Annotated in this window: 17 protein-coding genes; 9 read left to right on the top strand and 8 right to left on the bottom strand. The window is 67.9% G+C overall.

The window, feature by feature from the left end; all coding sequences use genetic code 11:
- Positions 1-11 precede the first annotated feature (11 nt).
- Positions 12-1673, top strand: coding sequence for an OprO/OprP family phosphate-selective porin (locus IY145_RS06345; RefSeq protein WP_196407428.1), 1662 nt, complete (start codon positions 12-14; stop codon positions 1671-1673).
- Positions 1674-1838: 165 nt separating this feature from the next.
- On the top strand, positions 1839-2066 hold the full coding sequence (locus IY145_RS06340; RefSeq protein ID WP_196407427.1) for a DUF2093 domain-containing protein: 228 nt from the start codon (positions 1839-1841) through the stop codon (positions 2064-2066).
- On the opposite strand, the gene lpxK is transcribed toward IY145_RS06340, so the two are convergent.
- From lpxK to IY145_RS06320, 4 genes are all read right to left on the bottom strand, one after another.
- Complete coding sequence (gene lpxK / locus IY145_RS06335) at positions 2063-3049, bottom strand: tetraacyldisaccharide 4'-kinase (protein ID WP_196407426.1); 987 nt, start codon at positions 3047-3049, stop codon at positions 2063-2065. The two genes, IY145_RS06340 and lpxK, sit on opposite strands and share 4 nt — an antisense overlap.
- Positions 3050-3070: 21 nt before the next feature.
- The gene (locus tag IY145_RS06330) at positions 3071-4348 is read right to left on the bottom strand and encodes a 3-deoxy-D-manno-octulosonic acid transferase (RefSeq protein ID WP_196410429.1); all 1278 of its coding nucleotides are present in this window, start codon (positions 4346-4348) and stop codon (positions 3071-3073) included.
- A 154-nt stretch (positions 4349-4502) separates the two neighbouring features.
- Positions 4503-4754 carry a DUF4170 domain-containing protein gene (locus tag IY145_RS06325; protein ID WP_196407425.1) on the bottom strand — a complete coding sequence of 84 codons (252 nt, stop codon included), beginning with the start codon at positions 4752-4754 and terminating at the stop codon, positions 4503-4505.
- A complete protein-coding gene (locus IY145_RS06320) occupies positions 4751-5569 on the bottom strand; it encodes a 3'(2'),5'-bisphosphate nucleotidase CysQ (protein WP_196407424.1) in 819 nt (272 codons plus the stop codon). The genes IY145_RS06325 and IY145_RS06320 overlap by 4 nt, the downstream gene beginning before the upstream one ends.
- Positions 5570-5809: 240 nt before the next feature.
- Here IY145_RS06320 and IY145_RS06315 point away from each other — a divergent pair, with 240 nt between their 5' ends.
- Entirely contained in the window at positions 5810-6343 is a 534-nt protein-coding gene (locus IY145_RS06315; RefSeq protein ID WP_196407423.1) for a DUF6101 family protein, read from the top strand.
- On the opposite strand, the gene ubiA is transcribed toward IY145_RS06315, so the two are convergent.
- A complete protein-coding gene (ubiA, locus tag IY145_RS06310; RefSeq protein ID WP_196407422.1) occupies positions 6334-7287 on the bottom strand; it encodes a 4-hydroxybenzoate octaprenyltransferase in 954 nt (317 codons plus the stop codon). The two genes, IY145_RS06315 and ubiA, sit on opposite strands and share 10 nt — an antisense overlap.
- Positions 7284-7700 (bottom strand): hypothetical protein, encoded by a 417-nt coding sequence (locus IY145_RS06305; RefSeq protein WP_196407421.1) that lies wholly within the window; start codon positions 7698-7700, stop codon positions 7284-7286. Before IY145_RS06305 ends, ubiA begins: the two co-directional genes overlap by 4 nt.
- Positions 7701-7895: 195 nt before the next feature.
- Between IY145_RS06305 and IY145_RS06300 the strand changes: the two genes are divergently transcribed.
- Positions 7896-8642, top strand: a complete 747-nt coding sequence (locus IY145_RS06300) for a 16S rRNA (uracil(1498)-N(3))-methyltransferase (RefSeq protein WP_196407420.1) — start codon at positions 7896-7898, stop codon at positions 8640-8642.
- Between the two features lie 194 nt (positions 8643-8836).
- On the top strand, positions 8837-9145 hold the full coding sequence (locus tag IY145_RS06295; protein ID WP_196407419.1) for a hypothetical protein: 309 nt from the start codon (positions 8837-8839) through the stop codon (positions 9143-9145).
- Between the two features lie 39 nt (positions 9146-9184).
- Here the strand turns inward: IY145_RS06295 and IY145_RS06290 are convergent, their stop codons facing one another.
- Positions 9185-10558, bottom strand: coding sequence for a glutamate--cysteine ligase (locus IY145_RS06290; RefSeq protein WP_196407418.1), 1374 nt, complete (start codon positions 10556-10558; stop codon positions 9185-9187).
- Positions 10559-10985: 427 nt separating this feature from the next.
- On the opposite strand from IY145_RS06290, the gene IY145_RS06285 reads away from it, so the two are divergent.
- Positions 10986-11153, top strand: a complete 168-nt coding sequence (locus IY145_RS06285; RefSeq protein ID WP_196407417.1) for a Flp family type IVb pilin — start codon at positions 10986-10988, stop codon at positions 11151-11153.
- Between the two features lie 23 nt (positions 11154-11176).
- Here IY145_RS06285 and IY145_RS06280 read toward each other — a convergent pair whose 3' ends face one another.
- Positions 11177-11857, bottom strand: a complete 681-nt coding sequence (locus IY145_RS06280; protein WP_196407416.1) for a DUF937 domain-containing protein — start codon at positions 11855-11857, stop codon at positions 11177-11179.
- Between the two features lie 192 nt (positions 11858-12049).
- Between IY145_RS06280 and ispH the strand changes: the two genes are divergently transcribed.
- Genes ispH through rnhA form a run of 3 tightly spaced genes read left to right on the top strand, consistent with a single transcriptional unit; the run spans position 12050 to position 14475 of the window.
- The gene (gene ispH / locus IY145_RS06275) at positions 12050-13021 is read left to right on the top strand and encodes a 4-hydroxy-3-methylbut-2-enyl diphosphate reductase (RefSeq protein ID WP_196407415.1); all 972 of its coding nucleotides are present in this window, start codon (positions 12050-12052) and stop codon (positions 13019-13021) included.
- Between the two features lie 36 nt (positions 13022-13057).
- Entirely contained in the window at positions 13058-14023 is a 966-nt protein-coding gene (gene thrB / locus IY145_RS06270; protein ID WP_196407414.1) for a homoserine kinase, read from the top strand.
- Positions 14020-14475, top strand: coding sequence for a ribonuclease HI (gene rnhA, locus IY145_RS06265; protein WP_196407413.1), 456 nt, complete (start codon positions 14020-14022; stop codon positions 14473-14475). The genes thrB and rnhA overlap by 4 nt, the downstream gene beginning before the upstream one ends.
- The last annotated feature ends 93 nt before the right edge of the window (positions 14476-14568 follow it).

Here is a 14568-nt window from a genome sequence, read left to right as displayed (position 1 = left end):
GGGGAACGCGCATGCTCGGCGGAGGCGAAGCTCATGGATGGCGCAGCGGCGGCGCCATCGTCACGCTCGCGCTCGCGGCGGCGTTGGGCGCGCCCGGCCCGGCGCTGGCCGATACGGCGAGCGAAATACGAGCGTTGAAGGCCGAGCTGAAGCGTCTCGAGGCCAGGCTCGACTCCCGATCCGTGACGCATGAGGCGACGACGCATCCGAATTCGACGAAAGCCGCGCCGGCCGCGAACGCCCCGCCGCCCGTCTTCGTCAGCTTCAAGAACGGCCTTTTCGTCGAGAGCGAGGACAAGAGCTTCGACTTCAAGATCGGCGGCCGCATCCATATGGACGGCGGCTTCGCCAGCTCCGCCGACACGATCAGGCGCAGCAACGCCGGCTTCCGCCGCGCCGAGCTCGAGGTCGCCGGCCGCGCTTACGGCAATTGGATCTATCGCTTCCAATATGATTTCGCCACCGCCGCCGGCGGCGTCGCCGGCATCCGCGACGCCTATCTCGCCTATCGCGCAAAACTCCTTCCCGGCTGGATCAGCGCGCAGCCGGTCTCCTTGCAGATCGGCAATTTCCACGAGCCCTTCGGCCGGGAGGTTCTCGACGGCGACAAGCATATGACCTTCATCGAGCGGGGCCTCGCCGCCAATCTGGGGCCGGCCCGCCACATAGGCGCGGCCGTTGGCGTCGGCGACGAGAGCTGGGCGCTCAAGGGCGGCATTTTCTCGACGAGCCCTCAGGATACGGCGACCGCTCCGCCCCCAGGCGGCGCGCAATATTGGGACGCCTCGGCGCGGGCGATCTATGCGCCCGTTCACGAGGAGGACGCGCTCGTCCATCTCGGCGCGGCCTTCGTCTATCACCGACCGAACAGCTCGACTGGCGCGACCGACGCCACCAATCTCACGCCGGGCGCGTCTGGCTTCGAGCGGGAGCTGACCGGAATTCTGGGCGCAGGCGGCGCGACGGTCCGCGTGCCGGCGGCTCAGGATCTCTCCTGTGCGGCCTCGGCGGCCACGCTCAATGTCGCGACGACCGGCGCCGGCCAGCTCGTCGCCCCCTTCGTTCAGCGGCCGAGCTGCCTGAAATATTCCTATAATTACGGCTTCGAGGCCGCCGCCGCCTATGGCCCGGTCTCGGTGACGGCCGAATATGTCGGCGCGCAATATGAGCGGGATGCGCTGCTCGCCTTTCTCTATGCGAATGGCGGCGGATCGCGGCTCCATTACAGCGCCTATCAAATCGCCGCTTCGCTGTTCCTGACCGGCGAATCGCGCGCCGCTTCTTATGACGGCTATGACAAGAACTGGAGCTCGCCCGGCACATTCGGCGATGTGAGGATCAAAAATCCGCTGAACAAGGGCGGCTATGGCGCCTTCGAGGTCGCCGCGCGCTATGACGGGATCGATCTGAACAATGGCGGCGTCGCTCCCGCGAGCTTCGTCTATCTGGCGACGGCCACGGGCTCGGCCGCGCAAAAAGCGATCGCCAATACCGCGACGCTGGGCGGACGGCAGGAGAATCTGACGGTCGCGCTCAATTGGTATCCGGTGCGCGGGGTGCGATTCCAGGCCAATTGGACGCGCGCGATGACGCTGATCGCGCCCTCCGATCGTCCTTTTCTCAACGGCGACCACCCGAGTCTTTTCCTCGCGCGCGCCCAGGTCTTCTGGTGAGTCGGGGGCTTTCGGCGCGGCGAAACGCCGTCCCGACGACGCAAGCTCGGCCGTTTACATGCGATTCGGCCTTGCCAATCGCGTCTCTCCTATTGAAAATCCGGCATGACCTCGTTTATTTCGTCAGTGCGCCGCCTCACTGAGCGCGCGAGACGCAGGATTCGTATGAACCGGTTCGAACGACAGCCGCAGGCCGCGGTCGAGGCCGAGGTCGAGTATCGCGACGGCGATTTCCGCATTCGCCGCCCGGGCGCCTATGTGCGCTGCGCGGTGACCGGAGAGGCCATCCCGTTGGAAGAGCTCCGCTATTGGAACGTCGACCTGCAGGAGGCCTATTCGAGCCCCGAGGTGAAGCTCGTCCGCATCGGCGTCGCCTTCCCGCCGAAGTCTTAGTCGCGCGCGACGGCGCTGCGCAGAAGATCGCGCAACGCTTCCGCCTCCTCGAGGACGAGCTCGACCGGCAGGACCGCGACGCGCGCACGTATCGCAGCGCCGAGACGCGCCGCGTCTTTTTCCGTCGTGACCAGAGTCGCGCCGAGGCGTTCGGCTTCTCGCGTCAATGCCGCGATTTCGCGCTCCGTATAGAGATGATGATCCGCGAAGCTGCGCGCGCCGACCAGCGCGACGCCCGCGGCCCGCAGCGTCGCGAAAAATTTCTCCGGCCGGGCGATCCCCGCAAAAGCCAGCGCTCGCTCACCGGCGAGAGCGCAGGGGAGGGGCGCGAGGCGGGCGCGTAGAACGGATTTTCCGGCCGCCCGCGCCCGATGGGCGACCGCCTCTCCGGCCACGCCCTCCCCGATGAGGAGGATCGCATCCACGGCGGCGAGCTGGCGCTGCAGCGGCGCGCGCAGCGGGCCGGCGGGCGGGCAAAGCCCATTGCCGGCGCCATAGAAGCCGTCGACGACCGCCAGAGCGAGATCGGGCTCGAGCCGCCGGCTCTGCAATCCGTCGTCCAGCACCAGCGTCGTCGCCCCGAGCATACGCGCGAGCTTTGCGCCCGCCGCGCGATCGACGCCGACGATGGTCGGCGCGCGCCACGCCAGCAACAGCGCCTCGTCTCCGACCTCGCAAGCCGAGTGGATTTGCGGATCGACGAGGAAGGGCGCGCCGCGGGCGTTTCGGCGGCCATGGCCGCGGGTGAGAAAGAAAGGCCGCTCTCCCGTTTCCGCGAGCAGCGACGCAAGGGCGAGCGCCGCCGGCGTCTTGCCGTCGCCGCCGAGCGTCAGCCCGCCGACGACGATCGTGGGCAGATCGGCGCGCGCGCCCGGCCGCGCCATTCGCGCCGCGGCCACGGCCCCATAAATCGCGCCGAGCGGCGCCAGCGCTCGCACGAGCGGCGAGGCCGGCGCGCGCCGCCAGAACTCAGGCGCGCGCATTTTCGATCGCGCGCCGCGGACTCATCTCTGCTCGAGCGCCGATTGTGCGAGATAGGGTTCTATCGCGGCCATTATGCTCTGCGATGCGCCGCCGAGCTTCTTCACCACCTCGGCCCCCGCCCGCCCCATCTTGCGCATGCGGGACGGGTCGGAGAGCAGAAATTGCAGCGCGCGCGCCAGCGATTCGGCGTCGGTCACGCGGGCGGCGGCGCGAGCGGCGGCGAGCTCGGCGTAAATATCGGCGAAATTCTCGACATGCGGCCCATGCAGAATCGCGCAGCCGAGCTTGGCCGGCTCGATCGGATTATGGCCGCCCTCTGCGGTGAGCGATTTGCCGGTGAAAACCACGCTGACTGCGCGTAAAAACAGGCCGAGCTCGCCGACCGTGTCGGCGACATAGATCTGCGCGCCGCGGCGGGGCTCGCCGTCGCGCGAGCGCAATCCGACGTCGAGCCCGCGCGCTCGGGCGAGAGCGGCGATCTCCGCGCCGCGCTCGGGCTTGCGCGGGACGATGATGGTCAGCAGCGATGGAACCTCGGCGGCGAGCGAAAGATGCGCGTCGATCGCGATCTCTTCTTCGCCGGCATGGGTGGAGATCGCCGCCCACACCGGCCGGGCGCCCACCGCGCCGTTGAATTCGGCGAGCTTGCCGGCGCCGACGGGGGGCGGCGGCACGTCGAATTTCAGATTGCCGCAGACGCGCACGCGCGGTGCGCCGAGGCCGAGATAGCGCGCCGCGCTCTCGGCGTTCTGCGCGAGGCAGAGGTCGATCTCGCCGAACAGCGTTCGCGCGCCGCCGGGCAGGCGCCGCCAGCGCGCAGCGGAGCGGCGCGAGATGGTGGCGTTGACCAGAACGAGCGGCAGCCTGCGCGCGTGAATCGCGCGGATCATATTGGGCCACAGCTCCGACTCGGCGAAGAGCACGATATCCGGCCGCCAATGCTCGAGGAATCTCTCGACGAATTGCGGCGCGTCGAGCGGGAGAAATTGATGCGTGGCGCCGGCCGGAAGCCGCGCGCGCAGCACTTTGGCGGAAGAGACCGTGCCCGTGGTGACGAGCACCTCGACGCCGCGCTGGATGAAGCGCTCGACCAGCGGCAGCAACGCGAGGCTCTCGCCGAGACTCGCGCCATGCAGCCAGACGAGCCGGCCGGCGGGACGCTCGAGGCCGGGAGCGCCCATGCGTTCGCCGAAACGCTCCGGGTCTTCCTTGCCCTGTCTCGCGCGCCAGCTCAGCACTGCGCCGGCGAAAGGCGCCAAACCGATGGTCAGCAACCGATAAATCGTCAAGACCGGCATCGACGCCCCGGTGAAACTCGCCAGTGTCGCGACGGCCGATTCCACGGCGCGCCGCTCGGCCGGCTCGCGCCGGCCTCGAATGAATATTTCGATTGCGGCGGCCGGCCAGTCGGCCGCGCGCAGACGATCGGCCGCGCCGAGGGGCGATATTAGCTCAATTCGCGTCGGGATCGAGGAGGCTGTGCAGCTGCACGACGAAATAGCGCATATGGGCGTTGTCGACCGTCGCATGCGCTTTCGCCTTCCAGGCGGCGAGCGCGGCGTCATTGTCGGGATAGATGCCGACGATGTCGATTTTCGACGGATCGCGGAAGGCGACGCCCTGGAGGTCGACGAGCTCGCCCCCGAAAACGAGATGCAGCGCCTGCTTCGGCGCGCCGCCGTCCTGTGTAGTCGTTTCGCTCATATGACGCCCTTCGAAACGGCCCGCGCCAAGGCGAGACTCTCCGGAAAGATTGCTTGCGGCGCGGCGACCAGCATGTCGCGCCGCAGTTGCGGACGATTGTAGCGCAAGGGAACGCCCTCGAGCTCGGACAAAACGCCGCCCGCCTCGGTGAGTATCACATCGGCCGCGGCTATGTCCCAGTCTTTCGAATCCGCGGAAGCGATGGTCAGATCGTTGCGGCCGGAGGCGACGTCGGCGACGCGTAAAGCGAGCGAGGGCGTGCGGTCCTGAATCTCGAATTTATAGGCCGAGCCGGCGAAACGGGCGGCGAGGCCGCGCGGCGCCTCGAGGCGCGCGCCCGTCAGAACGGCGCGCTCGGCGACGCGGATCGGCGCGCCATTGAGCGCCGCGCCATGGCCGGCGGCGGCGGCGAAAGTCCATTCGAGCGCCGGCGCATGAATGACGCCGAGCGCCGGCCGTCCCGCCTCGATGAGCGCGATCGACACGGCCCAGCGCGCGTCGCCGCGCAGAAAGGCCTGCGTCCCGTCGATGGGATCGACGACGAGGAGCCGCGCGCGAGAGAGGCGCTGCTCATTGTCGGCGGTCTCCTCGGACAGCCAGCCGGCGTCCGGGAACAGCGTGAGCGCCGCCTCCTGTAGGAAACGATCGACGGCCATATCGGCCTCGGTCACCGGCGAGCCGCCGTCCTTGTAGAAGACGGCCGCGCTGGTCTTCTCGCCCGGCCGGAAAAAGGCCATGGCGATCTCGCCCGCTCGCCGCGCGACGGCTTCGAGCAGCGGCAACTGAGCCGCGAAGTCGGTTCGAATGTCGGCCATTACGACAGTCGTTAAGCGAGCCGGGCCCGCCCCGCAAGGCGCCTTTTTTCGGCGAATTGCCTCGAATTTCGACGGTTCTGTTTTCCCACTGCTAACCCAAAGCTCCAGAATCGGTCGAAAAGGCAATGGTTTACAGGGGATTCACCAGCCTTGTTAGCGAGCTCTGGCGAGACCGTCGCCCAACATGCGCCTCAGAAAACGCGAGACCAACGCGAAGATCACAGTTCGAGGAGCGAGCGCATGTTCGAGACGGGCAGCATGGCGGAGACGCCGCTTCAATTCGCCGTTCAGCGCGATCGGCGCGCCGATGGCGGCCAGCGCCAGGTGCGCGTCGGACGTCGCGACATTCTGATTTCGAGGCGGCTCGGCGGAATGTCCATGCTCATCAGCGTGCCGGTGCGCGCCTATCGCGGCGTCGCGCTGGATGTCGAGCCGAGCCTCGACGGCGGCGCCTCCTATCGCCTGTCGCTCGCGCATAACGATCCCGATCTCGACATCGTCCTCACCGAGACGGCGGATGGCGGCGCGATCTCGGCGGATTGGAAATATTGGGCGTCCTATCTCGATCTGCCGCGCCTCGCCGCGCGCGGCGGGGATTTCGAGACGGTCGATCCGCGTCTCGGCGGCGTCGCTCTGCGCGAGACGATCGCTCGCCGCAAGAATACGACGGTCGCGCTGCGTCGTCCGCGCTTCTGCGCGCGCCGCAAAGAGGGGAATGAGGCGCTGACGGCGACGGTCCACCGCGAGGAGCGTGAGATCGTCTGCTACGAGTAAGCGAGGATCGCAGCCTGCGCCGCGAGGCCGGCGAAGAGCAAGAGGCCGGCGTCGCGATTGGAGCGGAACAACATCAGCGCGACCTGAGGCGAGGCGGCGTCGCTGGTGCGATGGACCTGCCAGGCGAGATGCGCCGCATAAGCGGCGAGGCCGATCTGTGCGGCTCCGCCGACCTCGGCCGAAAGCAGCGCGAATTCGGCGAAAACGACGGAAGCCAGATAGAGCGCGCCGACGGCGAGACGCACATGCGCGCCGAACAGCAGAGCCGTCGAGCGCACGCCGGCGATGGCGTCGTCGCGCTTGTCCTGCAGCGCATAGATCGTGTCGAAGCCGATCGTCCACAGGATCGCCGAGGCGTAGAGGAAGACCGCCGGCCAGCCGAGCCCGCCGGTCAGCGCCGTCCAGCCGAGCAGCGCGCCATAGGCGAAAGCGAGCCCCAGAACCGCCTGCGGCCAGGAGGTGAAGCGCTTGGCGAAGGGATAGATCAGCACGATCAGCGGCGAAGCGAAGCCGAATGCGATGGTGACGCCGTTGAAGGACAGCAGAACCGCGAGGCCGACGAGACATTGCAGCACGAGAAAGACGATCGCCGCGCGCAAGGAGACGCGCCCGCTGGCGAGGGGACGAAGGCGCGTGCGCTCGACCTTGGCGTCGATGTCGCGGTCGACGATGTCGTTATAGGTGGAGCCGGCGCCGCGCATGGAGACCGCGCCGATGAAAAAGAGGAGGAGATGCCAAAGTCGCGGCGGGTCGCCCAGCGCCGCGGAGGCGAGCGCGCCGCCCTGCCAGCAGGGAAGCAGCAGTAGCCACCAGCCGATCGGCCGATCCAGGCGGGCGAGCTGCACATAGGGGCGGAGAGGCTCGGGAGCGAGCCGCCAGAGCGGATGGTCCGCGACGGCGTCGGGCAGTCGCCGCTCCTCCTGAGGCCGTTCCGCGGCGCTCACAATGGGCCGGAGGGGAGCTTCTGCGCCTGCGGGCCGATGCCGGCGGCCTGTTCTTCCTGCATCTTCTTGGCTTTGGCGGCGACGGCGCAGGCCTGAGCCGCGAAAGTCTGTGTCTTGCTGCGCGCCTGCTTGAAGCCGTCGACCATAGGATCGGGAATGTTGCACCATTCCTTGTTCTTATCGATATAGGCGGCCATCTCCGTCTCTATGGAGACGAGCTTGCGCGCCACCGGACAGGCGGCGACCGGGTCCATCTTGCCCTTGGACGCCTTGCCGATATTGTTGAGCGTCTGAATCTGCGACATGCGCCGCTGCGAGAGCTTCTGGAAGTCCTCCTGGCAGGATTGGGCGAGGGCCGTCTCCGCCCCCGCCAGCGCGAGAAGAATCCCCAAAATCGGCGCGCCGGCGCTCATGCGCGCAATTCCGCGCGCTTTGCGCGCGTTCCCGCTCTCAATCTGCGCGTTCCGGCTTATGGCCGTCATGGCGGCGATCCCCTTCATGGTTCAAGAGGTCTTAGCAAGAGACTTGCGCCTGTTGCAAGCATCCGGCAGTTTCGCGGACAAAGCGGCGGCTTGATGGCGCCCCGTCCCTCATCCTCGGGAAAGCTCGTGTCACACTATGATTTTTCCGCGCAGCGCCTTTTCGTCGATGCGCGCCTCGAGGCCGGGGCGCGTATCGTCCCGGATGCCGATCGGCTCAATTATCTGTTGAATGTGCTGCGCCTGCGCGAGGGCGACGCGATTTTGCTGTTCAACGGGCGCGACGGGGAGTGGCGGGCCCGGCTCGAGGAGGTGGCGCGGCGCAAGGCGATTCTCGTTCCGGTGGAGCGCCTGCGCGAGCAGACCGCGAGCGCCGATCTGCATTATTGCTTCTCGCCGCTCAAACATGCGCGGCTCGACTATATGGCCCAGAAGGCGACCGAGATGGGCGTCTCGCGCCTCGCGCCTGTCATCACCCGCCGCACCCAGGCGCGCCGCGTCAATCTCGAGCGGCTCGCCGCCAATGTGGTGGAGGCGGCGGAGCAATGCGGCGTGCTCAGCGTGCCGGAGGTCGTCGAGGAGCTCTCGCTCGAGGCGCATCTCGCCGCGCGGCCGGCCGGGCGGCTGCTCGTCTTCTGCGACGAGGACGCCGAGGTCGCCGATCCGATCGCCGCCTTGCGCGCGGCGCCGGAGCATGAGGGCGTCGATGTGCTGGTCGGCCCGGAGGGCGGCTTCGATCCCGCCGAGCGCGAGGCGATTCTCGCCGCCGCGCCGCTCATCGCGCGTCTCTCGCTCGGACCGCGCATCCTGCGCGCCGACACCGCCGCCGTCGCGGCGCTGACCCTGGTGCAGGCGGCGCTCGGAGATTGGCGTTGACGGCGCGCGGCGCGACACGATCCTGCCACTATGTTCGACTGTATTGGAACTAAGTGGTCGCCGTCGCGTGACCTCTCGCGTCGAAGCGTGCGAAGTAACGAGTTGGTAAACATCGGGCGGCAACATCGAGAGGGGGCGCGACATCGCGTCGACTCGGGTGTTGCGATGCGAGAATTTTCGAGGCTCATCTGCGAATGACAGTTTTCACCGCCGAACCGTTCGGGCTCGACGTTCGCCGCGTTTTCGCCTGCCTCTGCCTGTGCGCCGCAATGGGCGCGCCGGCCGCGCAGGCGCAGACGACGGGCTCCGTTCCCTCCGGCGGGCGCTGCTCTCGTTTCGGCGAGGGCTTCGTCCCGGTCTCCGGCTCCGACAATTGCGTGCGTCTCGGCGGCCATGTGCGCGCCGGCGGCCTCGGCGGCCCGGCGGGGTCGCAGGATGGCATGCGGCCGATCGGCCATTCCTATGTGCGCGCGCCAGGAGCGCCCGGCCTCTACGCACGCTGAGCGCCGCCCGCGCGGTTCAGGCGCGGGCGTCGCACATCGTCACAACACGCAATCCTCGAAGGCCGGATCGACCGAACGGCCCCAGCGTCCGTGATAGGCCTCGAGCCGCTGCTGCGCCAGCGTGCGGCCGCTCTCGGCGATCTCCTCCAGCGGCGCGAGATAAATGGTCTCGTCCTGTCCCTGCGCGTCCAGTCTCGCTCTCCGGGCGAGGCCGCCGCGGGCCAGCGCCAACATGTCGCGGGCGATGTCGAGCGCCCGGCGGCCGCGGATGCGCGCCTCCAGCGCGAGGCGGGGAACGTCGGCCCGTAGGGCGTCGCGCTCCTCGGCGCTCCAGCCCTCGATGAGCGCCAGCGCGCCGTCCAGCGCGGCGCGGTCGTAGAATAGACCGACGAAGAGCGCCGGCAGGGCCGCCATATGCGAGCGCGGGCCGCCGTCGGCGCCGCGCATCTCCAGATAGCGCTTCAGCCGGGCCTCGGGAAAGATCGCGCCCAGATGATTGGCCCAGTCCGACATTGTCGCGCGCTCGCCGGGCAGGGCCGCGAGCTTGCCGTCCAAGAGGTCGCGGAAGCTCGCGCCGGCGACGTCGTGATAGACCTCGCCGCGCTTGACGAAATAGAGCGGCACGTCCAGCGCATAATCGACATAGCGCTCGAAGCCCATGCCGGGCTCGAAGGCGAAAGGCAGCATTCCGGTGCGGTCGGCGTCGGTGTCGCGCCAGATATGCGAGCGCTGCGACAGCACGCCGGCCGGCTCGCCGTCGATGAAGGGCGAATTGGCGAAGAGCGCGGTGACGATCGGCTGCAGCGCCAGGCCGACGCGCAGCTTGTCCACCATGTCCGTCTCGGAGACGAAGTCGAGATTGACCTGAATGGTCGCCGTGCGAAACATCATGTCGAGGCCGAGCGAGCCGACCTTGGGCATATAGCCGGCCATTATGACGTAGCGCTGCTTGGGCATGGCGGGCGTTTCGGCGCGCCGCCATTTCGGGCTCGCGCCGAGATCGAGAAAGGAGACGCCGAGCCGCCGCGCGATGGGCTCCAGCGCCGCGAAATGGACGTCGAGCTCGGCTTTCGCGTCGTGAATCGTGGGCAGCGGCGCCCCGGACAATTCGAACTGGCCGCCCGGCTCGAGCGACACGGCCCCGAGGCCATGCGGGTCATAGAGGCCGATGATCGCTCCGCGATCGGTGATCGGCTCCCAGCCCAGCGCCGCGCCGAGCCCCTCGAGCAGATCCTTGATCCCGCCGGCCGGGCCCTCATAGGGGACGGGCGCGCGGCTCGCCCCGAAAAACGGGATTTTCTCATGCTCCGTGCCGACGTTGAGATCGTCGGGCGTCTTGATCCCAGCCTCGAACCACTCCACGAGCGCATTGCGCGACGTGATCGGCGTCGTATCGTTTACGTCGCGAGCCATCAGCAACTTTCAGTGAGGACCGGCGCGAAGATGGCGCGGCGGCCAGTATTTGTCGACATCCCTTCCGGCGGGCGCGAAAGGGCGGGCGCGAACGACAGCGCTTCCGGCCCAGGCGCCGAAGCAATATGCGTTCCGGCTGCTGAATTGGCGGAAAAGCCGCCCGCGCGCAAGACCGCCCTGGAAGACCGCCCTGCAAGACCACGCCACAAGACCACGCCACAAGACCACGCCGCAAGACCGCGTCGCGAGACCGCGTCGCGAGACGGCCCCGGCCGCGCGAGCGCCGGGTGAAGGGAGGCTTAACCCTTTCGAGACGAATTATGCTTATCTTTCGGTTACCGTCCCGATCGCGCTCCCGTTGCGGGGACGCGGCCGGGCGCGACGAGGCGACGCTCGTCTCGGCCGGACCGTTCGAGGAATTTGCCCCATGCCGAATTGCCTGCGCCGATTCTTGGCCGACGAACGCGGAGCGACGGCCCTCGAATATGCGATGATCGGCTTCTTTCTCTCGATCGTGATCCTGGGGGCGACGCGCATTATCGGCACCAAATTATCGGCCGCCTATTATCTGCCCGTCGCCAATAATCTGACCTGAGGCCGCGATCCGAGCGCTCGGGGTCAACTCTTCGCCGAGGCGAAAATCCGCGCCAGCAATTCGTCGAGTCCAGCCTGCCCGTCGGCGTTGGCCGGGGGCGTGAGCGTCTCTCGGATATGATCCCGCGCCGCGTCGAGCGTGTCCGCGGCCTTCGCCGGCGTGGCCGCTTGCGGCTGCGCGGCCGGCTTATTCCCGAACAGGGATCCAAAGAGTGCGCTCAGCCAGCCGCCCGAGGGGGCCGCGGGCGTGGGGGCGGGCTGTTCCGCGGGATGGCCGACGCCCTGGCGCTCCAGCGTGGAGCCGAGCCCGCCGGCCGCGACGGAGACGAGAATCGGCAGCAGCCGCTGCAGCACATCGGCGCGCAGCCCGCTCTCGCGCGCAGCGAATTGCGAGACCTCGCCGGCGGCCGAGGCGGAGCCGAACAAATGCGCGACAATGGCGTCGCCCCCTTCGACGCTCGCCTGCGAATGGGCGTCCTCGGCGCTCTCGAAGGCGGCGCGGTGGGCGGAGTCGTTGGCGGCGTCGATGACCGGGCGCAGCGATTGCGGCTCCTCGGCCGCATTGCGCAGCGCCGCGACCAGCGCGGGCAACAGCGCTTCGACGGCCGATCGCGTCTGCCAGGATGCGAGACCCAAGCGATCAGAGAGATTTTCGATGATCTGGCCGCCTTGGGCGGACTGTATTATATCGACGATATTCGACATATTCGCCTCCGTCCCCTCGATGGGCCGCGAGACACTCCGGCATTCGCGCGGCCAGTCTTCGTCGATCGCCTGTCTAGCAGATTTTCGGGCGGGCCGCGAGGGAGCGGACCCTCGGCTTGACACCTATCCCCACGCGGGACATCACAGCGCGGCGCGCTTCGGCCGCCCCCTTCGATAGAGAGGCGCTAGAGGATGAATATTCAGCACCGCCCGTCGCAGAAGCCGCCGTTGAAAATTCTTCTGTGCTCGCCGCGCGGCTTCTGCGCGGGCGTCGTGCGGGCGATCGACGCGGTGGAGCGGGCGCTCGCCAAATTCGGGCCGCCCGTCTATGTGCGCCACGAGATCGTCCACAATCGCTATGTGGTCGAGGCGTTGAAGGCCAAGGGCGCGATCTTCGTCGAGGAGCTCGAGGAGGTGCCAGACACGTCGGCGCCGGTGATCTTCTCCGCCCATGGCGTCGCGAAATCCGTCTCCGCCGAGGCCGCCTCGCGCAATCTGCTCGCCATAGACGCCACCTGCCCACTGGTGACCAAGGTCCATCGCGAGGCGGAGATTCATCACAAGCGCGGTCGCAAAGTGTTGCTGGTCGGCCATTCCGGCCATCCCGAGGTGGTCGGCACCATGGGCCAGCTGCCGCCGGGCGCGGTGGTGCTCGTCGAATCGGTCGCGGCGGTGTCGGAGCTGCGGCTCGAGGGCGAGGCCAATCTCGCCTATGTGACGCAGACCACTCTTTCGCTCGACGATTCGCAGGAGATCGTGAGCGCTTTGACGCGGCGATTCCCGCAGATCGTCGGTCCCCATAAGGAGGACATCTGCTACGCGACGACCAATCGCCAGGCGGCTGTCAAGCAGGTCGCGCCACAGGTCGACGCGGTGATCGTCGTCGGCTCGCCCAACTCCTCCAATTCGCAGCGTCTGCGCGAGGTGGCGGAGCGCGCCGGCGCGCCCGCGCAGCTCGTCCAGGGCCGCAGCGAGATCGATTGGCGCATGTTCACCGGCATAGCTTCGCTCGGCATCAGCGCCGGGGCCTCGGCGCCCGAGGTGCTCGTCGAGGAGATCATGGAGGCTTTCGCCGAGCGTTACGAAATCTCCGTCGAGACCGTGTCCGCCGCGCTGGAGGATGTCGCCTTCCCCTTGCCCAAGGAGTTGCGCGCGCTCGCCTGACGCGCGTCTCGCTTTCCTCCAACCCGCGCGGAACTCATGGCCGTCTACACGGATGTCGACGACGAGGAGCTGATCGCCTTTCTCGCCGGTTATGATCTCGGCGCGCTCTTGTCCTGCAAGGGCATCGCCGAAGGGGTCGAGAACTCCAATTATTTCCTGCATACGAGCGCCGGCAGCTACATTCTCACGCTCTATGAGAAGCGCGTCGCGGAGGCCGATCTGCCCTTCTTCCTCGGGCTGATGGAGCATCTTTCCGCCAAGGGCCTCACTTGTCCCCAGCCGGTGCGCGATCGCGCCGGCGCGGCGCTCGGACGGCTGGCGGGCAGACCGGCGGCGATCGTCACCTTTCTCGACGGCTATTCCATCCATCATCCAGAGTCCGCCCATTGCGCGCGGCTCGGCGAGGCGCTCGCGCAATTGCATCTCGCGGGGGCGGATTTTCCGCTGCGCCGCGCCAATGCGCTCTCGGTCGGCGGCTGGCGGCCGCTCTATGCGCCTTTTTCCGCGCGCGCCGGCGAGGTGGCGGAGGATTTGGGGGAGATCGTCGCCAGCGAGCTCGAGTCGCTCGAGCGCGATTGGCCGAAGGGGCTGCCGGAGGGCGTCATCCACGCCGATCTTTTTCCGGACAATGTGTTCTTCCTCGGCGATCGCGTCTCCGGCCTCATCGACTTCTATTTCGCCTGCGTCGATTCGCTGGCCTATGATCTCGCCATCTGCCTCAACGCTTGGTGTTTCGACGCCGCCGGAAGCTATGACGCCGACAAGGGCGCGGCGCTGCTCGAATCTTACGCCCGCGCCCGCCCGCTGTCGGCGGCGGAAGTGGAGGCCTTTCCGCTGCTCGCCCGCGGCGCGGCTCTGCGCTTCCTGCTGACGCGCTTCGTCGATTGGCTGGACGTGCCGGCGGGCGCCTTGGTGCGGCCCAAAGACCCGCGCGAATATCTCGCGCGCCTGCGCTTCCACAGGACGATCCGCGCCGCCCGCGACTATGGCCTGCGCGCGTGAGTGGGCGCGTCGCAATTTGGACCGACGGCGCCTGCTCGGGCAATCCGGGCCCGGGAGGCTGGGGCGCGATTTTGCGCTTCGGCGAGCGGGAGAAGGAGATTTGCGGCGGCGAGACGGGGACCACCAACAACCGCATGGAGCTCACCGCGGCGATCGAGGCGCTGGAGGCGCTGACGCGGCCCTGCCATGTCGATCTGCACACCGACTCGCAATATGTGCGCGACGGCATCACCTCTTGGCTCAAGGGCTGGAAGGCGCGCGGCTGGAAGACGGCGGACCGCAAGCCGGTGAAAAACATGGACCTTTGGACGCGTCTCGACGCCGCGGCCGAGCGTCACGAGGTGGCCTGGCATTGGGTGCGCGGCCATGCCGGCGACGAGATGAACGAGCGCGCCGACGCCCTCGCCCGCAAGGGCATGGCGCCGTTTCAGTCGCGATCGAAATTGCGATGAGCGCGGGCCGTCGCCCCCTTGTCGAATGAGACTCTAAATACCATTTTCATCGGAGCAGAGCTCTTCTTCTACTCCGGGCGCGGCCGGTGGCCG

This window comes from Methylosinus sp. H3A (genome assembly GCF_015709455.1).
Lineage (GTDB): Bacteria > Pseudomonadota > Alphaproteobacteria > Rhizobiales > Beijerinckiaceae > Methylosinus.
Note: the sequence above shows the minus strand (reverse complement) of the source record. Positions and strands in the feature narration are given on the sequence as shown.